The sequence below is a fragment of the Pseudomonas sp. SIMBA_067 genome (genome assembly GCF_046534675.1).
Taxonomy (GTDB): Bacteria; Pseudomonadota; Gammaproteobacteria; order Pseudomonadales; family Pseudomonadaceae; genus Aquipseudomonas; species Aquipseudomonas putida.
On record NZ_JAWRYH010000004.1, the window covers coordinates 298,221 to 319,216 of the forward strand.

Annotated in this window: 27 protein-coding genes, 1 tRNA gene and 4 pseudogenes; 13 read left to right on the forward strand and 19 right to left on the reverse strand. The window is 61.3% G+C overall.

What is annotated here, in order from left to right:
* From SB765_RS11840 to SB765_RS11855, 4 genes are all read right to left on the reverse strand, one after another.
* Complete coding sequence (locus tag SB765_RS11840) at positions 1-1,425, reverse strand: diguanylate cyclase (RefSeq protein WP_341796204.1); 1,425 nt, start codon at positions 1,423-1,425, stop codon at positions 1-3.
* 137 nt (positions 1,426-1,562) lie between these two features.
* Entirely contained in the window at positions 1,563-3,392 is a 1,830-nt protein-coding gene (locus SB765_RS11845) for an SLC13 family permease (protein WP_341796203.1), read from the reverse strand.
* A gap of 125 nt (positions 3,393-3,517) precedes the next feature.
* A complete protein-coding gene (locus SB765_RS11850) occupies positions 3,518-3,910 on the reverse strand; it encodes a glycine zipper domain-containing protein (RefSeq protein ID WP_016498896.1) in 393 nt (130 codons plus the stop codon).
* A gap of 73 nt (positions 3,911-3,983) precedes the next feature.
* On the reverse strand, positions 3,984-4,169 hold the full coding sequence (locus tag SB765_RS11855) for a hypothetical protein (RefSeq protein ID WP_410931371.1): 186 nt from the start codon (positions 4,167-4,169) through the stop codon (positions 3,984-3,986).
* Between the two features lie 277 nt (positions 4,170-4,446).
* Between SB765_RS11855 and SB765_RS11860 the strand changes: the two are divergent.
* A pseudogene (locus SB765_RS11860) lies at positions 4,447-5,027 on the forward strand (diguanylate cyclase domain-containing protein).
* Position 5,028: 1 nt separating this feature from the next.
* Here SB765_RS11860 and SB765_RS11865 read toward each other — a convergent pair.
* Positions 5,029-5,319: an RcnB family protein gene (locus tag SB765_RS11865; RefSeq protein WP_341796202.1), complete on the reverse strand. Its 291-nt coding sequence runs from the start codon at positions 5,317-5,319 to the stop codon at positions 5,029-5,031.
* Positions 5,320-5,435: 116 nt separating this feature from the next.
* Between SB765_RS11865 and SB765_RS11870 the strand changes: the two genes are divergently transcribed.
* Both SB765_RS11870 and SB765_RS11875 read left to right on the forward strand, forming a co-directional pair.
* Positions 5,436-5,786, forward strand: a complete 351-nt coding sequence (locus SB765_RS11870; protein ID WP_341796201.1) for a hypothetical protein — start codon at positions 5,436-5,438, stop codon at positions 5,784-5,786.
* A 127-nt stretch (positions 5,787-5,913) separates the two neighbouring features.
* A complete protein-coding gene (locus tag SB765_RS11875; protein ID WP_410931372.1) occupies positions 5,914-6,735 on the forward strand; it encodes a class I SAM-dependent methyltransferase in 822 nt (273 codons plus the stop codon).
* Here the strand turns inward: SB765_RS11875 and SB765_RS11880 are convergent, their stop codons facing one another.
* The 4 genes from SB765_RS11880 to SB765_RS11895 all read right to left on the reverse strand — a co-directional run bounded on the left by SB765_RS11880 (position 6,736) and on the right by SB765_RS11895 (position 9,876).
* Positions 6,736-7,503: an SDR family oxidoreductase gene (locus SB765_RS11880; RefSeq protein ID WP_410931373.1), complete on the reverse strand. Its 768-nt coding sequence runs from the start codon at positions 7,501-7,503 to the stop codon at positions 6,736-6,738.
* A 35-nt stretch (positions 7,504-7,538) separates the two neighbouring features.
* Positions 7,539-8,606, reverse strand: coding sequence for a phosphotransferase family protein (locus tag SB765_RS11885; protein ID WP_410910080.1), 1,068 nt, complete (start codon positions 8,604-8,606; stop codon positions 7,539-7,541).
* Between the two features lie 185 nt (positions 8,607-8,791).
* The gene (locus tag SB765_RS11890) at positions 8,792-9,109 is read right to left on the reverse strand and encodes an SCP2 sterol-binding domain-containing protein (RefSeq protein WP_016487959.1); all 318 of its coding nucleotides are present in this window, start codon (positions 9,107-9,109) and stop codon (positions 8,792-8,794) included.
* A gap of 56 nt (positions 9,110-9,165) precedes the next feature.
* On the reverse strand, positions 9,166-9,876 hold the full coding sequence (locus tag SB765_RS11895; RefSeq protein WP_410931374.1) for a histidine phosphatase family protein: 711 nt from the start codon (positions 9,874-9,876) through the stop codon (positions 9,166-9,168).
* 198 nt (positions 9,877-10,074) lie between these two features.
* Between SB765_RS11895 and sohB the strand changes: the two genes are divergently transcribed.
* Positions 10,075-11,094 carry a protease SohB gene (sohB, locus tag SB765_RS11900; RefSeq protein ID WP_258653214.1) on the forward strand — a complete coding sequence of 340 codons (1,020 nt, stop codon included), beginning with the start codon at positions 10,075-10,077 and terminating at the stop codon, positions 11,092-11,094.
* A 154-nt stretch (positions 11,095-11,248) separates the two neighbouring features.
* Positions 11,249-11,322 (forward strand) — tRNA-Cys (locus SB765_RS11905).
* 100 nt (positions 11,323-11,422) lie between these two features.
* Here the strand turns inward: SB765_RS11905 and SB765_RS11910 are convergent.
* A pseudogene (locus SB765_RS11910) lies at positions 11,423-11,599 on the reverse strand (integrase); the annotation flags it as partial.
* 1 nt (position 11,600) lies between these two features.
* On the opposite strand from SB765_RS11910, the pseudogene SB765_RS11915 reads away from it, so the two are divergent.
* A pseudogene (locus SB765_RS11915) lies at positions 11,601-11,825 on the forward strand (hypothetical protein); the annotation flags it as partial.
* 11 nt (positions 11,826-11,836) lie between these two features.
* Here SB765_RS11915 and SB765_RS11920 read toward each other — a convergent pair.
* Entirely contained in the window at positions 11,837-12,016 is a 180-nt protein-coding gene (locus tag SB765_RS11920) for a hypothetical protein (RefSeq protein ID WP_410910421.1), read from the reverse strand.
* A 67-nt stretch (positions 12,017-12,083) separates the two neighbouring features.
* Here SB765_RS11920 and SB765_RS11925 point away from each other — a divergent pair, with 67 nt between their 5' ends.
* From SB765_RS11925 to SB765_RS11950, 6 genes are all read left to right on the forward strand, one after another.
* Positions 12,084-12,266: a hypothetical protein gene (locus tag SB765_RS11925; RefSeq protein WP_063422729.1), complete on the forward strand. Its 183-nt coding sequence runs from the start codon at positions 12,084-12,086 to the stop codon at positions 12,264-12,266.
* A gap of 161 nt (positions 12,267-12,427) precedes the next feature.
* Complete coding sequence (locus SB765_RS11930; RefSeq protein ID WP_410931375.1) at positions 12,428-12,598, forward strand: hypothetical protein; 171 nt, start codon at positions 12,428-12,430, stop codon at positions 12,596-12,598.
* Positions 12,595-12,813, forward strand: a complete 219-nt coding sequence (trbK, locus tag SB765_RS11935) for an entry exclusion lipoprotein TrbK (RefSeq protein WP_341796142.1) — start codon at positions 12,595-12,597, stop codon at positions 12,811-12,813. The genes SB765_RS11930 and trbK overlap by 4 nt, the downstream gene beginning before the upstream one ends.
* A gap of 120 nt (positions 12,814-12,933) precedes the next feature.
* The gene (locus tag SB765_RS11940; protein ID WP_341796141.1) at positions 12,934-13,131 is read left to right on the forward strand and encodes a hypothetical protein; all 198 of its coding nucleotides are present in this window, start codon (positions 12,934-12,936) and stop codon (positions 13,129-13,131) included.
* Between the two features lie 353 nt (positions 13,132-13,484).
* Entirely contained in the window at positions 13,485-13,847 is a 363-nt protein-coding gene (locus SB765_RS11945; protein ID WP_341796140.1) for a VOC family protein, read from the forward strand.
* A 336-nt stretch (positions 13,848-14,183) separates the two neighbouring features.
* Positions 14,184-14,546, forward strand: coding sequence for a hypothetical protein (locus tag SB765_RS11950; protein WP_410910083.1), 363 nt, complete (start codon positions 14,184-14,186; stop codon positions 14,544-14,546).
* 252 nt (positions 14,547-14,798) lie between these two features.
* Here the strand turns inward: SB765_RS11950 and SB765_RS11955 are convergent, their stop codons facing one another.
* Positions 14,799-15,143 (reverse strand): type II toxin-antitoxin system HicB family antitoxin, encoded by a 345-nt coding sequence (locus tag SB765_RS11955; protein ID WP_410931376.1) that lies wholly within the window; start codon positions 15,141-15,143, stop codon positions 14,799-14,801.
* 94 nt (positions 15,144-15,237) lie between these two features.
* Here SB765_RS11955 and SB765_RS11960 point away from each other — a divergent pair.
* Positions 15,238-15,396, forward strand: a pseudogene (locus tag SB765_RS11960) (DUF2280 domain-containing protein); the annotation flags it as partial.
* A gap of 152 nt (positions 15,397-15,548) precedes the next feature.
* Here SB765_RS11960 and SB765_RS11965 read toward each other — a convergent pair.
* The 7 genes from SB765_RS11965 to SB765_RS11995 form a co-directional block, all read right to left on the reverse strand.
* The gene (locus SB765_RS11965; protein WP_258653213.1) at positions 15,549-15,869 is read right to left on the reverse strand and encodes a hypothetical protein; all 321 of its coding nucleotides are present in this window, start codon (positions 15,867-15,869) and stop codon (positions 15,549-15,551) included.
* Between the two features lie 28 nt (positions 15,870-15,897).
* A complete protein-coding gene (locus SB765_RS11970; RefSeq protein WP_410931377.1) occupies positions 15,898-16,617 on the reverse strand; it encodes an SOS response-associated peptidase family protein in 720 nt (239 codons plus the stop codon).
* Between the two features lie 237 nt (positions 16,618-16,854).
* Complete coding sequence (locus tag SB765_RS11975; RefSeq protein WP_341796135.1) at positions 16,855-18,219, reverse strand: ATP-binding protein; 1,365 nt, start codon at positions 18,217-18,219, stop codon at positions 16,855-16,857.
* Positions 18,216-18,878: a response regulator gene (locus tag SB765_RS11980; RefSeq protein WP_410910086.1), complete on the reverse strand. Its 663-nt coding sequence runs from the start codon at positions 18,876-18,878 to the stop codon at positions 18,216-18,218. The genes SB765_RS11975 and SB765_RS11980 overlap by 4 nt, the downstream gene beginning before the upstream one ends.
* A 2-nt stretch (positions 18,879-18,880) precedes the next feature.
* Entirely contained in the window at positions 18,881-19,522 is a 642-nt protein-coding gene (locus tag SB765_RS11985; RefSeq protein ID WP_410910087.1) for a TRAP transporter TatT component family protein, read from the reverse strand.
* Positions 19,519-20,325, reverse strand: coding sequence for an SDR family oxidoreductase (locus SB765_RS11990; RefSeq protein ID WP_016498943.1), 807 nt, complete (start codon positions 20,323-20,325; stop codon positions 19,519-19,521). The genes SB765_RS11985 and SB765_RS11990 overlap by 4 nt, the downstream gene beginning before the upstream one ends.
* Positions 20,312-20,992 (reverse strand): TenA family transcriptional regulator, encoded by a 681-nt coding sequence (locus SB765_RS11995; protein WP_341796132.1) that lies wholly within the window; start codon positions 20,990-20,992, stop codon positions 20,312-20,314. The genes SB765_RS11990 and SB765_RS11995 overlap by 14 nt, the downstream gene beginning before the upstream one ends.
* Positions 20,993-20,996 lie beyond the last annotated feature (4 nt).

Sequence of the window (20,996 nt, forward strand, 5' to 3'; positions counted from 1 at the left end):
TCACACCACCTGGCGCTGTGCTTCTGCCTGTTCGACGCGGTTGCGGCCATGGGCCTTGGCCCGGTACAGCGCCTGATCGGCGCTTGCCAGCAACGTGTCCAGGCTGGGGGCCGGGATATTGGCGTCGCAGCCGGCCAGGCCGATACTCACGGTAATCTGCAGGCGCTGGTCGGCCTGCACCACGTGCAGGTCCTGTACCGCGCGGCGCAGGCGTTCGGCGGTGAACTTGGCACGTTCTGGGGCAAGGCCCGGGAGGATGACGACAAACTCCTCGCCGCCCAGGCGCGCGAGCAGTTCATCGTTGTGCAACTGGTCTTGCAGGGTGCTGGCGAACTGGCGCAGCACCTGGTCACCGACCCCGTGGCCATGGGCATCGTTGATCGACTTGAAGTGGTCGATGTCCAGCATCATCAGGGTCAGTGGCAGCGCCTGGGCATGCTGCTGGCGGCTGTCCAGCAGCGCGTTGGCGCGGCGGGTGAAGGCACTGCGGGTGAGCACGCCGGTCAGGTGGTCGATGGTGGCCTGGTGCGCCAGGCGGGCCATCAGGCTGCGGTTGGCCTGGCTGACGCAGGCCACCACCAGCGGGCCGAGCACCAGCATGGCAATGCCCAGGCGCGCCGACATCAGCGTGGTCACCCCAGGCTCGCTTTGCGGCACGCTGAAGTGCATGAGGTTTTGCGCCACCGCCACAATCAAGGTGCTGCCGGCGGTGAGTGTGAGCAGCGAAACCATGAATGGCGAGTAGGTCCAGGCACACCACAGCAAGGCGGCAATCGGGAAGGCGATGGCACCGGGGCCGCCAAAGGCAATGCTGACCGCCAGCGAGACCAGCAGCACCAGCAGCGGCGCCAGGCGGATGGCCTGGGCACCTCCGCGCACCAGGGCCCGTACCGAGGGCGCGGTGAACAGCACCGGCAGCACCAGCACGCTGGTCGAGAACTGTTCGCTGAACCAGGCCAGCCAGGTGGCGCGTAAGGATTGCTCGAACCAGGGTGCAGCCATGACCGCTGCCATGCTGGCCGCCACCATGGCGGCGGCGGCACAGGCGGCGAACACGCTGAGTACGCCGTGCGGGGTGCGCATGCGCCGGTGCAGCCGTGGCAAGCGCGACAGCAGCTGCCAGAGGGTTACTACCACAGCAAGATTGCACAGGTTGAACCACAGGGCCGGCACCCAGGCACTGCCACACAACAGGTCGGCGCCGACCATGGCCAGCCACACCAGGCTGAAGCCGGTCAGGGTGGCCAGGCGAGGGTAGCGCAACAGTACGCCGGCCAACACAGCGTTCACTGGCCAGAACAGCGACAGCGATTCGATCGGGCGTGCCAGGATGCCGCCCAGGGTGAGGGCAAAGGTCAGGCAAAGCAGAACGACATAAGGCAACAAGCGCGATTGGGCTGGAAAAACCATGAACTCGACCGGCAAGCGGAAACGAAATCCAGGACAACGCCTTGAAGCACCTGGGGCAATACCCGTAGTGTGTTTCGTCAGGCCAGTTGATGTCAATCTGCCGCGATCGGTCGAGATAATGTCAAATTGCCTCTAATCCTTGTTGCTTTCCTTTACAACCCGAAGAACCACGGCACCATCACGACGGTGACCACCATCACCAGCACGGTGAACGGCACGCCGATTTTGACGAAGTCGGCGAAGCGGTATTGCCCCGGCCCCAGCACCAGTGTGTTGACCGGCGATGACACCGGCGTCATGAATGCCGCCGATGCGGCCAGGGCCACGGTCATGGCAAACGGGTAGGGTGACATGCCCAGTTGCGCGGCGGTACTGACAGCCACCGGCGCCATCAATACCGCAGTGGCCGTGTTGGAAATGAACAGGCCAATCACCGCCGTGACGGCGAACAGGCAGGCGAGAATGGCACTTGGGCCGGCGCCACCCAGCACGCTGACCAGCCCGCCCACCGCCAGGTCGATACCACCGGTTTTTTGCAGTGCCTGGGCGAACGGCAGCATGCCGACGATCAGCACCAGGCTTTGCCAATGAATGGCCCGATAGGCGCTGTTCATGTCGATGCAGCGGCCGGCGCCCATCAGCAGGCAACCGATCAAGGCCGCGATGACATTGGGCACGGTACCGCTCACCATCAGCCCGACCATCACCGCCAGGCTAAGCAACGCCTGTGGCGCGCGGGTGCGGGCTGGCGCGACCTGGTCGATCTCGGCGGGCAGGCTCAGTACCAGAAAGTCCTTGGGCTGGCTTTGCAACTGGCGCACGGCCTTCCACGGGCCGACCACAAGCAAGGTATCGCCAAGGCGCAGCTTTTCTTCCACCAGTTGCTCTTCGATAGCGGCCTGTTCGCGGCGCAGGCCGACCACGTTGAGGCCGAAGCGGGTGCGGAAGGCCAGTTCGAGAATGCTTTTGCCGATCAACTGCGAGCCCGGCGGCAGCGAGACCTCGGCCATGCCCAGCTCCTGGGACTGATCGATGAAGTAGGCTGCCTTGAAGTGCAGGGGCTCCAGTTGCATGGCCTGGCACAGGCTGCGCAGGTCGTCGCGGTTGGCGAACAGGTCAAGCAGCAGCACGTCGCCCTGGTGCAGTACGGTGTTGGAGTCGGCGCCGATCACCCGTGTGGTGAACTTGTGCTGGCGCTCGATGCCGATCACGTTGGCGCCGTGCCGGGTGCGCAACTCCAGCTCGCCGAGGGTATGGCCGATCAGCGGTGAATCAGGGCGTATGCGCAGGCGCCGTTCACGGCCGTTGAGCTTGTAGTCCAGCACCAGGTCCAGCAGTGTGCGGCGGGTTTCCACGCGGCCGTCCTTGCGTACTTCGCCGTTCAGCCAGTGGCGGGTCAGCAGCATGTAGCCGATGCCCAGCACCAGCACCACCAGGCCGAACGGAGTAAAGCTGAAGAAGCTGAAGCCCGCTTCGCCATTGCGCACCAGCTCGCTGTGCACCACTACGTTGGGCGGTGTGGCCACCAGGCTTAGCATGCCGCTGATCAGCCCGGCAAACGCCAGTGGCATCATCAGGCGGCTGGGCGACAGCTGCAGGCGAGCGGCAATGCTTAGCACCACCGGGATGAAAATGGCCACCACGCCGGTGGAACTCATCATCGACCCCAGCCCGGCCACGGCCACCATCAGCAGCACCAGCAGGCGTGTCTCGCTATTGCCGGCCCGCTCGCTCATCCATTCGCCAATACGGTAGGCAATACCGGTGCGCACCAGGCCTTCGCCGATCACGAACAGGGCGGCGATCAGTACCACGTTGGGGTCGCTGAAGCCGGCCAGGGCCTGCTCCACGGTAAGGATGCCGAGTAGCGGCAGGGCCAGAATCACCATCAGCGCGACCACGTCCATGCGTGGGCGATTGATGATGAACAGAACGACGACGATGGCCAGCAGGCCGAGGACCCAGAGCAGATCTTGGTTCATGGGGAGAGGGTGTTCCTTCACACGGGGCACGATAGACAGTAGCAGCCAATGTGCCAGCTTGTGATGAAGGGGGTGTTGATGTGCTGCAACAAATAGGGCCGCTATGCGGCCCTTGAGTCAGCTGATCAGTGACGGTGACGGCGGTGCTTCTTGCTGCCGCGGTTGTCGTCACCCAGGTGGTTGCCGAGGGCACCACCGGCCGCGCCGCCCAGGCCGGCACCGACGGTGGAGCCGGTCTTGCCGCCCACTGCGCCGCCCAGCAGCGAGCCGCCAGCCGAGCCCAGGCCACCGCCGATGGCGGCTTCGGTACGGTTGCCCTTGCGTGCACCTACCGCACTGCCGGCTGCGCCGCCCACGCCGGCACCGATGGCCGCGCCGGTCTTGCCGCCGAGTTGTTGACCGACAACGTTACCCAGGACACCACCCAGGCCACCGCCAATGGCGGCAGTACCGTCACCGGCGAAAGCGCCTTGGCACAGCAGCAGGCCGAGGGCAAGGGAAGGCAGAGTCAGACGCATGATACGAACCTCAAAGGAATCATCAGGTTAAGTTGCCGCGCAACGGGCGGCAGGTCAGGGGGGTAAAGACGCTTCAGCGGTAGTCGCGGTCACCGTGGTACTGACGATTGTCATCGTCATCGCGGTCATGCCGATGGTGGTGGCGATGGCCACGGTCGCGGTCACGCCAGCCATCGTCGTCGTCATGGTAGCGATGGCTGTGGCAGCCTGCGGTCAGCAAAAATGCAGCAATCAGCGAAAGGCTTGCAAGGCGGGTCATCACGATATAGGTCCTTGATCCGCAATGGTTTACGGGACACTTCCTGAGACTGGAAATGATCCATTTGGTTTCCCGGGCGGGCAAAAAATTGTCGTTGCAGTGATGAGCGGCGTGCTTGCAGGCTGTTGTTCTGTCCCATTCGGTCAGGGTCGCGCGGGCAATGTCCCTCTAAACTGTGGGGCAAGCCGCAGCCAAGACGGCAATCTGCCACTCGGTGAATCACGATGATCGCCCATACCCCACGTTGTTCGCCGCCGTTGTACTGGTCGCAACCATTATGGCGTTCTGCCTGTTGCTGGTCGGGCGCAGCAACCGCCGTGACAACCTGCTGCTCACCGGTTGCGGGCTGCTGATGCATGCGCTGGCTTATGTCTGCTACACCGTCTATGCCCAGGCCCCGCTGTGGGTCAGCTACGGCCTGGGCAACAGCTTGCTGTCGCTGGCTCTGGCGTTCTACACCGCCAGCCTGTTCCGGGTGCGTGAGCAGGTGGTGCCCTGGCGTGTCATCTTCGTCATCCCCGCCTGCATGCTGCTGGCGACGCTGGTATTGATGCTGCAGTGCTCGATGATTCTTTACTGGGCGTGGCGCCATGCCGAGCGGCCGGGCAGGGCCCACCTGCTGCTGCAGATCGGTGCGTTGATCAGCCTGGTCGGCCTGGGCATGCGTGTGCGCGCAACCCGGCGCGCTTTGCCGGTGACCAGATCGAACTGCGCTTCAGCGTCGGCTTGTGGTGTGGTGTGCCGGGCCCCAAAGACAGCACCGCCAACCTGCTGGCCCAAGCCGATGCGGCGCTGTACCAGGCCAAGGCCGCCGGGCGCAACACGGTGCACATGGCGGCGTTGATCCAGGCGGGATGAATCAGGATGCCGGCTGAATCGCCAGCACTACACCGTTGGTGATCTGCACCAGCACGTAGTGGCCACCCATGCGTACCCAATGGCTTTCCTTCTCGGGTGCTGGCAAGCCTTTGGCTTTCCAGTCCTTGATGGCCTCCTCGTCGCGTTTGTACTGGTCCGGGGCCTTGTCGCCCACTTCAAGCGTGCGATTGTGGGTTTCCGGGGCGGTGATGCTTTCTTCGCTGGAGGGCGCGGCGCTAACGGCCAGGGGCAGGCAGGGCAGGGCGGCGAGTAGCAGATAGTGAAGCTTCATGTGGTGCTCCTGATGGCGGTATACCTTAGCTGCGACAGCGGCATGCGCGTGACAATTCACTCGCGATACCCGCCAGTGCTAGAGTCGCATCTTTTTCAATACCCTGAGGATGGAACATGCGTGCGATTCTGCCGATGGCCGCAGCGCTGATACTGGTCGGTTGTGCTTCTGCGACCATGGAGACGGCCCGCGGCGGCAAGCCGGCTGCGCAGCTCGATTCGCACAAGGCGCCGGAGCTGGTGGCGCAGTGCATCCAGTACAGCTGGCAGGAAGAGAAGGTGTTCGGCGACGATGCCAGTGGCTACCTGGAACCCCGCAAGCAGGGCGGGTTCACGGTCTATACCCGTGAGGCGGAGGCGTTTGTGGATGTTTACCCCCAGGCGGGCGGGGCGCGGGTCGACTACTACGCGCAGAAGAATGACGGCGTGGCGCTGCAGCGCCGGGCAGCGGCGGCTACCTGCCTGTAAGGGCCAGTGCAGTCCAGTTGTTTGCTCGGTGGGTGTTTTTCGGCCTTTACAATTTTTAGCAAGGCAGTGGTGTCGTAGATGAGCAGGTGGCGGCTAGCATGAGCCGTCACCACTCAAGGAAGACGCCATGGACCGCTCACTGCAACTCAACCGCACCAGTTGGGACGAACGCGCCCCGCTGCACGCTGCCTCCAAGGAATACGAAGTCGATATTCTGGTCCAGCGCCCCGGGCACCTTTCCGAAACCGTGCGCTTCGACCTGCCTTTGCTTGGCGACATCACCGGGCTGAACACCGTCCACCTGCAGTGCCACATCGGCACCGACACCTTGTCGCTGGCACGCCTTGGCGCCAAGGTCTGCGGCCTGGACTATTCGGCGGTTTCGCTGGTGGAGGCGCGGGCACTGGCCGAGCGTTGCGCGATGCCCATCGCGTATGTCGAGTCCGACGTCTATGCCGCCGACAAGGTACTGCCGGCAGGCACGTTCGACCTGGTCTACACCGGTATTGGCGCGCTCTGCTGGTTGCCCCGCATCGAGCCGTGGGCGCGTGCGGTCGCGGCGCTGCTGAAGCCTGGCGGGCGGTTGTTCCTGCGCGATGGGCACCCGATGCTGATGGCCATCAACGAAGACCACCAGGATCGCCTGCAGCTCGAATACCCGTATTTCGAGCACGAAGCGCCGACGGTGTGGCACAACGACCAGACCTACGTCGAGACCGAACAGCGCCTTGCCCACACCGAAACCCACGAATGGAACCACGGCCTGGGTGAAGTCGTGACTGCCCTGCTGGCGCAGGGGCTGCAATTGACGGCACTGGTCGAGCACCAGAGCATCCCCTGGGAGGCGCTGCCGGGGCAGATGCTCAAGGGCAGCGATGGTGAGTACCGCTTGCGCGAGCAGCCTGCACGCTTGCCCCTGAGTTACACCTTGGTGGCGGTCAAAGCCTGATCAGGACAGGTAGCCGCCGTCGACGTTGAGTGCCGTGCCGGTGGTGTAGCTGGAGGCATCGCTGGCCAAGTACAACACCGCGCCGGCCATTTCCTTGGGGTCGGCCACGCGTTTGAGCGGGATCTGCTGCAGTGCGGCGTTCAGGATGGCGTCGTTCTTCACCAGTGCAGAGGCGAACTTGGTGTCGGTCAGGCCCGGCAGCAGGGCGTTGCAGCGAATGCCGAACTGGGCGCACTCTTTGGCGAAGACTTTGGTCATGTTGATGACTGCCGCCTTGGTCACCGAATAGATACCCTGGAAATGGCCCGGGGACACGCCGTTGATGGACGCCACGTTGATGATGCTGCCGCCGCCATGCTCGCGCATCAGCTTGCCGGCTTCCACCGACATGAAGAAGTAACCGCGAATATTCACGTCCACGGTCTTCTGGAACGCATTCAGGTCGGTGTCCAGCACGTTGCAGAACTGCGGGTTGGTGGCGGCGTTGTTGACCAGGATGTCCAGGTGCCCGAACTGTTCGCGGATGCCGGCGAACACCTGCCGGATCTGTTCCATCTCACCGATGTGGCAGGCCACCGCCGTCGCCTTGCCACCCGCCGCGATGATTGCCTCGGCCACCTGTTGGCAACCGTCTAGCTTGCGACTGGAAACGATCACATGGGCACCTTGCTGGGCCAGCAGGTGGGCGATGGCTTCGCCGATGCCGCGGCTGGCGCCGGAAACGAAGGCAATCTTGCCGTCGAGGTCGAACAGGTGGGTCTTGGACATGCTGTTTTCCTTGTTATCCGTCGTCGTGGCGTTGTTCAGAGGCTGGACTTCGCGATGACCTGCAAGCTCATCTGCTCCAGCAAGCGGTTCATGTGGATGAACTGGGCGAAACGCTTGTCCTGGGTCTGGCCGTGGAAGTAGCGGTAGTAGATCTGCTGGACGATGCCGGCCAGGCGGAACAGGCCATAGCAATAGTAGTAATCGAAGTTGTCCAGCGGGATGCCCGCGCGCTCGGCGTAGTAATCCACGAACTGGCGGCGGGTGAGCATGCCTGGGGCGTTGCTCGGCTGACGGCGCATCAGTTGCACCGGCGCCGGGTCGTCGGCCTCGATCCAGTAGGCCAGGCTGTTGCCCAGGTCCATCAGCGGGTCGCCCAGGGTGGCCATTTCCCAGTCCAGCACACCGATGATGCGCATGGGGTTGTCGGCGTCGAGGATCACGTTGTCGAAGCGGTAATCGTTGTGCACGATGGCGGGTTTCGGATGGTCGGCGGGCATTTTATCGTGCAGCCAGGCGGTCACCTTTTCCCAGCGCGGGGCATCCGGGGTCAGGGCTTTTTCGTAGCGGCTGGTCCAGCCCTCGATCTGGCGCTGCACGTAGCCTTCCGGCTTGCCCAGGTCGGCCAGGCCGCAGGCGTTGTAGTCCACCTGGTGCAACTCGACCAGGCGGTCGATAAAGCTTTTGCACAGGGCCTCGGTGCGGCTGGCGTCCAGGTTCAGCTCGGCGGGGATGTCCGAGCGCAGGATGATGCCCTTGACCCGTTCCATGACATAGAACTCGCCGCCGATCAGGCTGCTGTCGGTGCAGTGCACATACGCCTTGGGGCAGAAGGGGAAACCGCTGTTCAACTGATTGAGGATGCGGAACTCGCGGCCCATGTCGTGGGCCGACTTGGCCTTTTGCCCGAAGGGCGGGCGGCGCAGCACAAAGTCCCGGTCTGGGTAGCTGACCAGGTAGGTGAGGTTGGAGGCCCCTCCCGGGAACTGGCTGATGCGCGGCAGGCCGTCCAGGCCGGGGATGTTGGCCTTGAGGTAAGGGTCGATGACGGCCGCGTCGAGTTCTTCGCCGGGGCGTACCTGGGTGGACTGGTCGGTGAGCGTCATGCGTTTTCCTTATTCTCGATCGCAAGGACTATTGGCTAATCTAATGGCCTGGCGGCGCTGGAACAAGCGTGCCAAGTGCCATATAGGCGAGGGTGTTGCAGGTCGATCACTGCACCGAATGCAGGGCAAAAAAAAACCGAAGCCGCCACGGCTTCGGTTTTTCGATCATCCGGTGTACCCAGCCCTCAGGACGGGAACAGCTCGCTGAGTTTCATCGACAGCATCATGTCGCCTTCAACGCGCAGCTTGCCGCCCATGAAGGCCTGCATGCCGTCGGTTTCGCCACTGACGATGCCCTTCAGGGTTTCGCTGTCCATCACCAGGGTGCAGTTGGCGTCCGGGTTTTCGCCTTCCTGCAGGTCGCAGGTGCCGTCTTTGACGATCAGCGCGTATTGCTTGCCTTCGTCGGTGATGTTGAAGCCGAACACCAGGTCCAGGCCGGCGGCAGCGGATGGGTTGAACTTCTCTTGCATCTTTTTGACGGCATCAGCTACGGAGGTCATGGCGCATTCCTTATAGAGTTATTTACACGTCCCCGCAGGGACACAACAAACCGGGCTCATCGATAGGTGAGAAGCTCCGGTACCCTCAACAGCTGCACATGGGCCTGGCTGTTGAAGGAGGCCAGTGCCACGTCGGGGCCGCGGAACTTCAGCTGGCTGAGCGACGTGTTGATGATCTGCCAGTTCAGCGCGAACGCCTGGCTGGGGGTAATACGGGTAACCAGGTGGAGCAGGGCGGCGATGGTGCCGCCCGATGTGAAGATGGCGACATTGTCGCCGCTGCCGGCGGTATCCAGCACGCGCTGCAGGCCACCTTGTACACGGTGGGTGAACGCCTGCCAGCTTTCCAGGCCATCGTCGGCATGTTGGCCGGCGTGCCAGCGCTGCACCATCAAGGCGAACAGGCGCTGGAACTCGCTGCGGTGCTGCGCAGCATTGCGCAGGATGTGCAGGGCATCGGGTTCTTCTGGCAGCAGCCCGGGCAACAGGGCGCGGATGACGCCATCGGCATCGAACTCATTGAACGCGGCGTCGGTCTCAACAGCCGGCACCGCGCAGCCGCTGGCATGCAAGGCCTCCAGGGCCAGGCGTGCGGTATCCTGCTGGCGGCGCAGGTTGCCTGCCACGCAGCGGTCCAGCCGAATACCCAGTTGGGCCAGGTGCTCACCCAGGGCCTGGCTCTGGCGCACGCCCACGGGCGAGAGGACGTCGTAGTCATCGGCACCGAAGGAGGCTTGGCCATGTCGGATCAGGTAGAGGTTGCCCACGAAAGGTTCCGGCCTGTTTGGAGGTTGCTGCGAGGTTAGGATGCAGCACACGGGCTGTCAACGAAAAAACATACAAGCGTTTGAAAAGGTTGTTTGAAAGGTGTTGCCAGCGTTTACACCGGCTGGCAGCGCCTCAGGTGCAGCGGTATGCTTGCAACAGTTAAGCGCCGCTTTGGCGCAGGTATTTAAGGAGTCAACGTGGAGTTTCTTGCCGAGTACGCAAGCTTTCTCGCCAAAACCGCCACCCTGGTCATCGCCATCCTCGTGGTGCTGTCGGCCATCGCCGGGTTGCGCAGCAAAGGGCGGCGCAAGCCGGGTGGGCAGCTGCAGGTCACCCGCCTGAACGAATTCTACAAGGACCTGCGCGAGCGCCTGGAGTCCGGCCTGCTCGACAAGGCCCAGCTCAAGGCCTTGCGCAAGCAGCAGGCCAAGGCGGAAAAACAGCAGAAGAAAGGCAAGGCCGAGGAAAAGGGCCGGGTCTTCGTGCTGGACTTCGATGGCGACATCAAAGCCTCTGCCACCGAAAGCCTGCGCAACGAAATCACCGCGCTGCTGACCCTCGCCACCCCGCGTGACGAAGTGGTGCTGCGCCTCGAAAGCGGTGGTGGGCTGGTGCACAGCTACGGCCTGGCTGCATCGCAACTGGCGCGCATTCGCCAGGCGGGCATCCCGCTGACCGTGTGCATCGACAAGGTGGCCGCCAGCGGTGGTTACATGATGGCCTGCATCGGCGAGAAAATCGTCAGTGCGCCGTTCGCCGTGCTGGGTTCGATCGGGGTGGTGGCGCAGTTGCCCAACATCAACCGCCTGTTGAAGAAGCACGACATCGACTTCGAAGTGCTGACCGCCGGTGAGTACAAGCGCACCCTGACCGTATTTGGCGAAAACACCGACAAAGGCCGGGAGAAGTTCCAGGAAGACCTGGACATCACCCACCAGCTGTTCAAGGATTTTGTCGCCCGCTATCGCCCACAACTGCATATTGATGAAGTGGCCACAGGCGAAGTCTGGCTCGGCGTTGCCGCACTCAACCGCCAGTTGGTGGACGAACTGCAAACCAGCGACGAGTACCTCAGCGCCCGCGCGCGCAACGCCAACCTGTTTCACCTGCACTATGCCGAACGCAAGAGCCTTCAAGAGCGAATCGGCATGGCTGCCAGCGGCACGGTGGAGAACACCGTGGTGGGCTTATGGAGTAAACTCGGCCGCCTGCGCTAACACCTTGAACCCGTTGAAATTTTTTTTCGTTCAGGGGGTTGCAAGGTGAAAGGAATGAAGACATAATGGCGCCCATCGAAACGCAGCAAACTTTGAAAAAGGTTCAGCGTTTCAAGGAGATAGCAAAGCGCAAGCAGCTAGATCCGACCTTTGAGGCCGAGTAGCAAAGTGGTTATGCTCCGGATTGCAAATCCGTCTACGCCGGTTCGATTCCGACCTCGGCCTCCACCATTTGAAAACCCCGCAGATTAACGTCTGCGGGGTTTTTCTTTGTGCGCAGAAAAGCTGAAGTGTTCCGCAACTTTTGGCATGTGTTCCGCAACCCCCCTTATTTTGTGGGGCTCACGATCTCGCCAACGCGCCGGTAGACGCGCTTGGTGATCTCTTCCTTCGAGTGCCCCAATAGCCTGCTGGCGTGCCCTATGTCTTCGATTTCAGAGGCAGCCTTCGGTCTGATATCGCGGAACTGGAACTGCCGAACTGAGGCGGCCAGGTCAGCGTTGCCGAATGACGGCACTCGTATTGATGTTCGGGTGAGGTTTTGCCGACCTGGTGGGACGCAGATGTTCTTGGGGATTTATGCCCGGTGAGGGATGGCTTTATACGAAGAGGCATTCACCTCTCAGCCAGGCGAGTCGATGACGAGGATGCTTGCCAGGGGAGTGGCTCAAGCTCGTCGCATCGCTGCCGAGGGCGCTCCTGCCGCCGATCTTCTCGCCGCCTCGAAATAGAGGGAGAGGGGTTACAGCTGGGTGGAGTGCAGGTGTACTCCTGGCGCGTTACGGCTGACTTTTAAGGGGGGGCCGAAGTCCTCAAGGAACACGGTGATCGTGTCCAGCCGAGGTGCGCCGGTGATCACCAGCTTCGTTACCGTCGAGCGCTCAACCTTCAGCGGCTTGGTCGGTTTGTTTTCTGTGGGCATGGGGATACCTCGGAGCCTGGCAAAGCCGGGCTACGCTGAATGTTACATTGGTAGAGGAGGTCCGGAGATGACTACAAAGTTCGTCTGCCAGAACTGTGAGAAAGAAACGGAAGCAGAGCTGGATCACGATGAAGAATTGAACAGGCAGGCCTTCTACTGCCAGCACTGCGGGGCAAAGCATGTTTCGGTGATGGAGTCGCGTGCACCCGGCGGTCCGGTGGAGATGCAGTTCCGAGTTGTCGAAGACTAGGCTGCAACAGCCTGGGCAGTGGCTGATCGCCAAGGAGCCGCCCTCGCCGGAGAGGCGTTATCCTTGAATAGGGGAAGGCGCTGGCTGATGGCACGGCGCCACGTTTTGCGGAGGGTGGGGAGGTTTGATATAAAGCCCGGCCATTTCCAGGAAGGAACCTCATGAAACGCACCATCATTGGCTCAGCCATCATCGCCATTGCTGCCCTGTCCCTCAGCGGGTGCTGGGAGTCCGAGGAAGAGAAGAAGGCGCAGGCACAGCAGGAAGCCAGCGAGAATCTCTGGAACATCACTCCGCCTGATGAGAGCCAGGACCAGGGATTCAAACCGTGAAGTCATGCCTTACCTCAATCCTCGCTGCGGCACTCGTTATGAGCTTGGCTGGCTGCAAAGAAGACGCCGTCGACACGGCAGCCTACGAGCCGACCAGCGAACACTGTCAGCCCGACTACCTGAAAACGCTTTCAGACAACAAGGCCCGCGAAGACCTGGTCGAGAAGTGCATGACCGGTGGCTCGTACAAGAAGTCAGAGCCGAAGACCTGGTAACGTCCGGTCTTCGTCATACAGCGCCGCCTCATCAGGCGGCGTTTTCGTATGTGGGGAAGGCGCTGGCGTGCAGCGCTGCTGTTGTTATGCTTGGCCGCTTACCAAAGAGGAAGAGTGGTAATGCAGTTGCGTGAAAGACTTCGGGCGTTCCAGCTATGGTTCAACCCGAAGCGCAGACGGTGGGCTGGCGTGACCCTGATCACGCTTGGGGTGGTTGGGATGTTTCTCAACCCGCAAAGCCGTTGGACCCTGGTGCTGGGAACTGGAATCTACTGGTTCTTCACGGCCCTGCCGCCCGCACTCGGCGGCAAGCGTTGAGGTGCTGGCGGGCAGCGCCGGAGTGTCAGGCGGCGATCGGAAGCTCTTTGCCCAGGGCCTGCTGAACTGTCGCGATGACGCGGCAGAGGTAGGCCCAGTCAGGGTTCGGCTCCATGGCGCCGGGTCTTCGAGGTACACACTGATCGGATCGAGGCCGTGCACCTCGGTGATCAGCAGCTTGGTGACGGTCGATGTCTCGATGTTCATGGCTTTGTCCATGCATGCGCCGCCCTCCGTGGCCGGATGCGACATGGTGGCAGTGTGAATGCCGAAAAATTGATTTGGTCTGTGGCTGTTAGAGGTGAACAAGACTGCGTCGTGTTAGATTGCGTGCATCAAACAAGGAGGTTTAGATGAGCCAGAGCAGAGACAGCAAGATCGATAACATTGAGTTCAATGTAGCGAGCATTGAGCGCAGCAAGGCTTTCTACGGTGAGGCCTTCGGCTGGAGCTTTGTGGACTATGGCCCCAGCTACACAGAATTTAGCGATGGGCGTCTTACTGGTGGTTTTACGACCGGGGAGCCCGTGCAGCCCGGAGGCCCGCTGGTGATAGTGTATTCAACTGATCTCGAAGAGTCGCAACGTAAACTTGTTTCGGCGGGCGCCCGTATCAGTCGAGAAATATTCTCTTTCCCTGGAGGGCGGAGATTCCACTTCACCGACCCAGATGGATACGAACTGGCTGTTTGGAGTACCGATATTCCAGAGGTTTAGATTTGCCCCCGATGGTTCTATGCATGCGCCGCCCTCCGTGGCCGGATGCGGCATGGTGGCAATTTGGTTTGGTTTGGTTTGGTTTGGTTTGGGATGGGGTATCAGGGGTGACCGGCATGGGGCCGGGCATCGTCAGAGCCATCATCGCCTCCATTGCGTACGAAGGTGGCGCCAGGCCCGATGTCGAGTAGGTCGCATACCCGGTTGATGATCTTTTGCCTTCGACAAACATCCAAAAAGCCCAGCCATAGAGCTGGGCTTGTTCGTTTTAGGGATTTACTTAAGGTGGGGCCAGACTGGTAGAATTTGCGCCCCTTGAACCTTGAGATGGATCTTATGCGACAGTTTTTGGCAAAGACTTTTGGGGGGCTAACCCCGAGCTACTACGCTCGGCAGTTATTCTTCGGCGCGCTGTTTGGGGCTTTTTTCATTTACATGAAATCACGCGCTCCACTAGGTATTGATTTCGCAACGGTAGCCATCTCGGTGGTGAGTACCTTGCTCTATCCCTATTCTCGATTTGTTTACGAGAGCGTGGTGGGCTTCATCATGGGCCGCAACATGTTCTTCGTGAATGCGCTGCTGATGCTGTTTATCAAAGTGATGACGATGTTCATGTGCTGGTTCCTGGCGATCTTCATCGCGCCACTGGGATTGCTGTACCTCTACTGGCATCACAGTAGACAGCCTACCAACTAAATCCTCCGAGCCCAGCCTAGCGCTGGGCTTTTTCGCTTATGCAGATGACGCTGAAAGTGCAGTATGAGGGGGCAGGGCGGCCGGAGGCAACGCTGTTTAAAGGCCCGTCCCCTGCTGATCACAGGCCCCCTAACACGGCTTCAGCGCCGGTCATCCGCCCCCATTCATGAGCGCGGCCAAGTACCGGGTTTTTTATTGCCCGAACAGGCCCTCAAGAGGGCCGGTGAGAGTGCCGACCCCTTGGGTGTGCGATCAAGCAGCCTGCAGCGCGGTAGGTATCACCTGGAGTCGAACTCCGAACTTGGCCAGAGCTTCTTCCAGGCTCTCGAGCTTCGAGGTGTGCTCGAAGTCGACCAAGCGCCCGGCTGCGGTAGGGGAGATGCCAAGCATCGAGGCTAGGTCAGCCCGGGTCTTGCCGGAGCGGACCAGCTCATTCCACAGTGCGATTTTTGCGACCGTTACGCCAGAAAGCCGAACGATGTGATCGCCGGCTTCGGTGGCAGGTGGAATTGCTCGCTTCTGGTCCACGTAGATTGACAGCGCCAGGGTGAGCCCGTCCACCGCATTTGCCAGAAACTCCTCCAGGCTATCGCCCACGCTGTGAGCCTCAGGGATGTCTGGGCAAGACGAGGCGATACCCATCTGCTCAAGTCGGCCTGAATCCTGACAGGTCCTGACGGATGACATTCACATGGCAGCACTACGAAGCGAGGTCAAAGCCTTCATTGTTCATGCTCTGGCCTGCTTCGATACACCCAGCCAAGTGGTGGAGGCCGTCAAGAAAGAATTTGGGGTAGATGTCAGTCGCCAGACGTGCGAGGGGCATGACCCAACCAAGTACGCCGGGCGGGGCCGGTTCGATTCCGACCTCGACCTCCACCATTCGGAAGCCCCGCAGATGAAAATCTGCGGGGTTTTTCTTTGTGCGCTGAAAAACCTGATCGTGTCTGCATCAGCCCTCCACTGGGCAGGGCTGAATGGCTATCAATCTGCAGGTAGCATTCAGAGCTTGTATTGAATGGTGTAGGACGCATCGGTTCTCGGTTCTATCGTAATAGGAATACCGAAGAGCTTCCCTCGACAATCACTGACAACACAGCGATATACCGTGCCCTGCTGGAGCTGGGCCCATAAGCCTTCGTCATGTATCGCGATACCTAGTACACGGTTGTTCGGATCCTCTCTGACCTGAGCAACGTAGTGGTCCAGGTCGCACCCGAATTCAGCAGTGGTAAACTCTGGATCGTAGCCGATCGGCACACCGTGCCTTTTCAGATCGTCCCTGATGCGTTCAATCACGTCGTCTGCTTCTTGTTTTAGCATGATCGTTATCTCGCGGTGCTTGTACTCATCAAAACTCTAGCTGACCCTGATGATTTTCGTTGTTCATCGGTGTAATCAACGACTCACCCTCATTCCTCACATTTCCTACCGCCTTGCCGACCGGATACCACCGGAATTGCGCAGCTGGCATGCAACCTTGCCACACGATCGTCGCAGCCCGCTGCGGCGATGTAGTCGGGTCGATCCATTCCCGCGCGAGCTCAGGGGGCAACACCAAGGGCTTCCTGTCGTGGATGTCGATCAGTCCCTGATCCGCTGCTGCGGTGATGATCACAAATCCATCGCGCTCGTCAGGCCCGGTGTTCTGGTGCACTTCTGCAAGCGCAGCGAAATAGAGCGGGGCGCCGTTGGCGCTTGTGATGTAGTACGGCTGCTTGCGCTTCGGATCCGCTGGGTCTGGTATCCACTCGAACCAGCCATTCGCCGGCGCCAGGGCTCTACCACCTGGCCACAGGTCTTTGAAGAATTTCCCTGTTACCACCGTTTCAGCCCGGGCGTTAATCGGGTCCGGCCGCTGCCCCTTCGCCCAAAACGGCGACCACCCCCACTTGACCCGATCTACGCTGAGTCCATCGCCGACCGGGCGGATAACTTCGACGCGTGTCGACGGTGCCACGTTGAAGCGGTTGATTGGCGCGTGGTCGTAGCCATTGATCACCACCAGGTCCAGCGACAGCTGGCGCAGGTAATGATCCATCGACTCATAGATCGAATATCGTCCGCACATTTTCCCACCTCTCGCCCGACAGATTGTTCATCACTCAGAATTTACCGGGCACCCGATGCCAGATTGGTTGTATATAAATACAGTTGTCGTTGGGCCTTTCGCACTGTGGCGAGAGACGTCTTACTCATTCGCGGGTTGGTCGGGCGGGTTAAATTCAGACCGCTTGAACGTCGATGACTCAGTGCTTGTAGAGTAACGCTTCAACTACAACGCCGAACGGCGAGTATGCTGGGGAATTCAAGCCACCGGAAACAGCAAGGTGGCGGCTAGCCCGCCGCTTGCTCGATTATGCAAATGCACCTGCCCGCCCATTCGGTCAACGATGGTCGCCACGATGGAAAGCCCAAGGCCTGCACCATTGGGACTGTTACGGCTGTAGAAACGCTCGAATACGCGCGACAGGCTGGCCTCATCGATACCCGGCCCCTCGTCCTCGACGACCAGCTCGACGTGATTCTCCAGGCGCCTGAGTGACACCGTGATGCGGCCAGCGGGCGGTGAGTGCTCCACCGCGTTCGACACCAGGTTCTGCAGGGCGATGCCCAGGGCGCCGGCATCGATTGTCAGGTGATGGTCGCCTTCACCGATATCCAACGAGGGCTCCAGGCCGCGGTCCAGTATCCACGGGGTCAGGTCAGCCAAGGTCTCGGTGGCCACTTCGGCCAGGTCGATCTCAGTACTGGCTCGCTGCCCCAGCCTTGGCTCGACACGGGCCAGCGTCAGCAACTGATTGACAACCCGGGTAAGCCGGTCCACCCCACCCATCAGAAAGCCCAGCGCTTTGTGTCGCTCGGCCTCGTTGCTGGCCTCCAGCGCGTTCTGCGCGTGCAGGCGGAGAACGGCCAAGGGTGTGCGCATTTCGTGGGCGGCATCGGCAATGAACCGATGCTCACGCCGCAACAGGTCCTCGATCTGCGCCAACAAGCGGTTGATGGCGGCCTGCATGGGCTCCAGCTCCGAGGGCAGAGGCACCAACTGCAGCGGCTCTAGCGAATCGGCGTGACGCCCACGGATGATGTTGGCCATGTTCTGCAACGGCCGCAGTCCCCAGCCGATAGCAGCCCAAACCAGCAGTGCCAACACCAGGCTGCCGACCAGGAACGGGAACAGGGTGTGGCGAACGATGCGATCGATCAAGTCGTAGCGCACATCGTCACGCTCGCCCACCCAGATCACCCAGTGTCGTTCCGGCACCGGCAGCACGAAACCGCGCCATTGCTCGCCACCGCTGGAAAAGTCGTAGAAACCGGGGACCGTCGGTGGAGGGTCGATGGTCGGCGCACTGGGTGTGTGCACCAGCAGGCCAGCGCCGTCCTGCCAGACCTGGAATGCCAGCTTGCTCTCGTAGGGGTGGCCTACCCGATGGTGGCCCGCCTGGGCCAATGCCTCGTTGAATGCCTGGTACATCGCTTCACGCGAGCCACTTTGCACCGGCAGGCTCATGACGCCCTGCAGCAAGCGAGCGTTCTGAGCCAGGTGCGCGTCGTAAACCTCGTTAATTTCATGGCGGCTGTCGTGATAGTTATAGAGCGCCAGCAGGCCGGTCCCCAGCAGCAGCAACAGCATCACCCGCCACAGGGTGCGTTGGCGCAGCGAGCTCATGCCTTGGCCTCGACCAGATAGCCAATGCCGCGCACCGTACGGATCAGCCCGTTGAACAGTTTTTTGCGCAGGTGGTAGATGTTCACCTCCAGCGTGTTGCTCTCGGGTTCCTCATCCCAGCCATACAGCAGCTGGGTCAGGCGTTCGCGGGTGAAAACCTTGCCCGGCTGCGCCAGCAACTCGTGCAACAGCATGTATTCCTTGGGGGTCAGCACCACTTCAACGCCGTTGTAATGAACTTGCTGGGTAGCTGGGTCGAGGCTGACGCCGGCATGCTCGATCATGACCTTGGCGCGGCCGGCGCTGCGCCTGAGCAACGCGCGCAAGCGTGCCTTCAGCTCGTTGAGGTCGAACGGCTTGACCAGGTAATCGTCGGCGCCGGCATCGAGGCCGGTGATGCGATCATCGAGGGCATCCCGTGCGGTGAGGATCAGCACCGGGAGGCTGTCGCCGCCGGCGCGTACCCGCCGCAGGAGTTCAATGCCATCCATGCGGGGCAATCCAAGATCCAGGATCACCAGGTCGAAGATCTCGTGTTGCAAAGCATGCAAGCCACTGACACCGTCACGCAACCAGTCGAGGGTGTAGCCCTCCTGGCGCAAACCGTCGCAGATCCCCTCTCCCAGTGCGATATCGTCCTCAACCAGCAAAAGCCGCATGTTCAGTCCTGTTTGTCCTTGATCGCCTTGAGTAAAGCATCGATATCCGCGCGACGGCCCTGATCAGCCAGCTCACGCCCCGGCCGCGGTGGGGCTTGCAAGGCTTTGTGTAGGGCTGCGGTAGCCTCCGGGTAGCGTTTTTGCCGATACAGATGATCAGCCCAGAAATAGTTGCTGTCGATACCGCCGGGGCTGATCTGCAGGGCTTTGCGCAGCATCTTGTCGGCCATCTCGGCATCACCGAAACCAATCGGCCAACCGGGCACTTGATCGTACAGCGTGCCCAGGCTGGTATAGGCCGAACCCTGCAGGGCGTTGGGGTCCAGTTTCATGGCCTGCTCCAGGCTAGCCTTCGCGGCCTTGACCTTGCCTAGCGCGCCAAGGCCACCGGTGGCCCCCGCCCAGCTGCTGTTGATGATGCCCTCCCAGATCAATGGCTCTGGGGTACCGGGATACTGATGAACGAAGGCCGTCGCGTCACTCGCCAGCTTTTCGAAGGCGTCAGCACGTTTGTCCTTGGGTAACTGGTACTGGATCTGCGCCCAGCGCTGCTGTAGCTCACTCAGGTGCTGTGTGCCGGTCTGATCCAGTGCCCAGGTGAAGGGTGCGAATGCCAGCAAGCTGGCGATGAGCAGTCGCTTCATTTGATCGACTCCTTGGAGTGGCTGCCGATGTAGCGGCGAATGACAGGCAATTGTTTGCGCAGTGCGCGGTCGACTACACCCGGCAACATGCCGTTAATGCGCACGAAGAGCTTTTCCGGCCAGCCCAGGTAAAGCTCGCTGCGTTCAGACTCCACGGCCTGAAGCACTGCACGAGCGACATCCGCCGGGTCGTCCATGCCGACTTTCAACGCTTGATTGAGCGCTGTCGCAGCACTGCTATTCATCGCGGTGCGGGTCGCGCGGGGCGCTGCATAGAGCACATTCACCGTGGTGTCGGCCAACTCGCGCCGCAGCGCTTCCGAAAAGCCACGCAGGGCGAATTTGCTGGCGCAGTAGGTGGCATAGCCGGGGTAGCCGATCGAGCCATAGGTGGATCCGACATTAACCACCAGCGCCTTGGGCTGGGTGCGCAGCAACGGCAGGCAGCCACGTGTCAGTTGTATCGGCGCCTTCAGATTGATGTCCAGCAGCTCATCGAGCTCGTGCTCGCCCAACTGATCGAGCAAGGCGAAGCGGTTCACCCCGGCAGCGTTGATCAGAACGTTGACATTGCCCATCTCGCGGGCTCGACCAACCACTTGCTCGCGCCCTGCCTGGCTGCGCAGGTCAGCTTCTTGCCAACGCAAACGGTCCGGATACCGATTCATCAGGCCAGCCAGCTTGCCCATGTGCCGGCTGACCGCCAGCACCTGGGCACCGGCAGCGCACAATTGCCCGGCAAGCTCCAGTCCAATACCCCCGCTGGCACCGGTGAGAACCACCACGGATTCAGGCAAGCGCATGACGCACCTCGTGCTGCGCGGCGCGCGGCAAGCCCTGGAACATCTCGGTGTACAAGCGGTAGACGACCTTTGCGGCGTGGATGACAGCCTGCTGGTCGCCCTCGTCATCGAGGCGGTCCATCAACTGCTTGTAGGTCACCATGTGGTCCTGGTCGAGCGCACCATGGGAGCTGAGGTAGCTGAACGCCTGGCCAGGCAAGCCCAACGTGCTCTGGATGGTGGCCGCCGCCTGCGTGGCCAGGGCGATGCTGGTGCCTTCCAGTACGTTGACCATGCCGAACAGCCCGACAGGGTTACCGCGTGCAATCAGGTCGTAGAGGTAGGCGACCATCAGCTCGATTGGTAGCGCTGGCCGACTATCACGCACGGCCTCCCAGTCGCCGCCGCAGGCGTTGATGTCGTTGAGGATCCACTGTTCGTGGCCGTACTCCTCATCGATGTATTCGCACACGGCACCGCGCAGCCATTCCAGGCGCGACGGCAAACGCGCGCCACAGGCCATCATCAGCGGCACCGTATGGCGGACATGGTGGTAGGCCTGGGTCAGGAAGGCGACGTAGCTGTCCAGGCTGACCTGGCCGGCCAACGCGTCCCGGATTACAGGCACTGCGAATAACGCCTGACGCTCCTCGGCAGTTTGTGTTTGCAAAGCATCGAAAAATGACATGGTG

What these genes read in the sequence shown, in the direction of transcription:
- SB765_RS11845 (WP_341796203.1), bottom strand. Translation starts at nt 3,392, where the DNA reads ATGAACCAAGATCTGCTCTGGGTCCTCGGCCTGCTGGCCATCGTCGTC.
- SB765_RS11850 (WP_016498896.1), bottom strand. Translation starts at nt 3,910, where the DNA reads ATGCGTCTGACTCTGCCTTCCCTTGCCCTCGGCCTGCTGCTGTGCCAA.
- SB765_RS11855 (WP_410931371.1), bottom strand. Translation starts at nt 4,169, where the DNA reads ATGACCCGCCTTGCAAGCCTTTCGCTGATTGCTGCATTTTTGCTGACC.
- SB765_RS11865 (WP_341796202.1), bottom strand. Translation starts at nt 5,319, where the DNA reads ATGAAGCTTCACTATCTGCTACTCGCCGCCCTGCCCTGCCTGCCCCTG.
- SB765_RS11870 (WP_341796201.1), top strand. Translation starts at nt 5,436, where the DNA reads ATGCGTGCGATTCTGCCGATGGCCGCAGCGCTGATACTGGTCGGTTGT.
- SB765_RS11875 (WP_410931372.1), top strand. Translation starts at nt 5,914, where the DNA reads ATGGACCGCTCACTGCAACTCAACCGCACCAGTTGGGACGAACGCGCC.
- SB765_RS11880 (WP_410931373.1), bottom strand. Translation starts at nt 7,503, where the DNA reads ATGTCCAAGACCCACCTGTTCGACCTCGACGGCAAGATTGCCTTCGTT.
- SB765_RS11885 (WP_410910080.1), bottom strand. Translation starts at nt 8,606, where the DNA reads ATGACGCTCACCGACCAGTCCACCCAGGTACGCCCCGGCGAAGAACTC.
- SB765_RS11890 (WP_016487959.1), bottom strand. Translation starts at nt 9,109, where the DNA reads ATGACCTCCGTAGCTGATGCCGTCAAAAAGATGCAAGAGAAGTTCAAC.
- SB765_RS11920 (WP_410910421.1), bottom strand. Translation starts at nt 12,016, where the DNA reads ATGCCCACAGAAAACAAACCGACCAAGCCGCTGAAGGTTGAGCGCTCG.
- SB765_RS11925 (WP_063422729.1), top strand. Translation starts at nt 12,084, where the DNA reads ATGACTACAAAGTTCGTCTGCCAGAACTGTGAGAAAGAAACGGAAGCA.
- SB765_RS11930 (WP_410931375.1), top strand. Translation starts at nt 12,428, where the DNA reads ATGAAACGCACCATCATTGGCTCAGCCATCATCGCCATTGCTGCCCTG.
- SB765_RS11940 (WP_341796141.1), top strand. Translation starts at nt 12,934, where the DNA reads ATGCAGTTGCGTGAAAGACTTCGGGCGTTCCAGCTATGGTTCAACCCG.
- SB765_RS11945 (WP_341796140.1), top strand. Translation starts at nt 13,485, where the DNA reads ATGAGCCAGAGCAGAGACAGCAAGATCGATAACATTGAGTTCAATGTA.
- SB765_RS11950 (WP_410910083.1), top strand. Translation starts at nt 14,184, where the DNA reads ATGCGACAGTTTTTGGCAAAGACTTTTGGGGGGCTAACCCCGAGCTAC.
- SB765_RS11965 (WP_258653213.1), bottom strand. Translation starts at nt 15,869, where the DNA reads ATGCTAAAACAAGAAGCAGACGACGTGATTGAACGCATCAGGGACGAT.
- SB765_RS11970 (WP_410931377.1), bottom strand. Translation starts at nt 16,617, where the DNA reads ATGTGCGGACGATATTCGATCTATGAGTCGATGGATCATTACCTGCGC.
- SB765_RS11975 (WP_341796135.1), bottom strand. Translation starts at nt 18,219, where the DNA reads ATGAGCTCGCTGCGCCAACGCACCCTGTGGCGGGTGATGCTGTTGCTG.
- SB765_RS11980 (WP_410910086.1), bottom strand. Translation starts at nt 18,878, where the DNA reads ATGCGGCTTTTGCTGGTTGAGGACGATATCGCACTGGGAGAGGGGATC.
- SB765_RS11985 (WP_410910087.1), bottom strand. Translation starts at nt 19,522, where the DNA reads ATGAAGCGACTGCTCATCGCCAGCTTGCTGGCATTCGCACCCTTCACC.
- SB765_RS11990 (WP_016498943.1), bottom strand. Translation starts at nt 20,325, where the DNA reads ATGCGCTTGCCTGAATCCGTGGTGGTTCTCACCGGTGCCAGCGGGGGT.
- SB765_RS11995 (WP_341796132.1), bottom strand. Translation starts at nt 20,992, where the DNA reads ATGTCATTTTTCGATGCTTTGCAAACACAAACTGCCGAGGAGCGTCAG.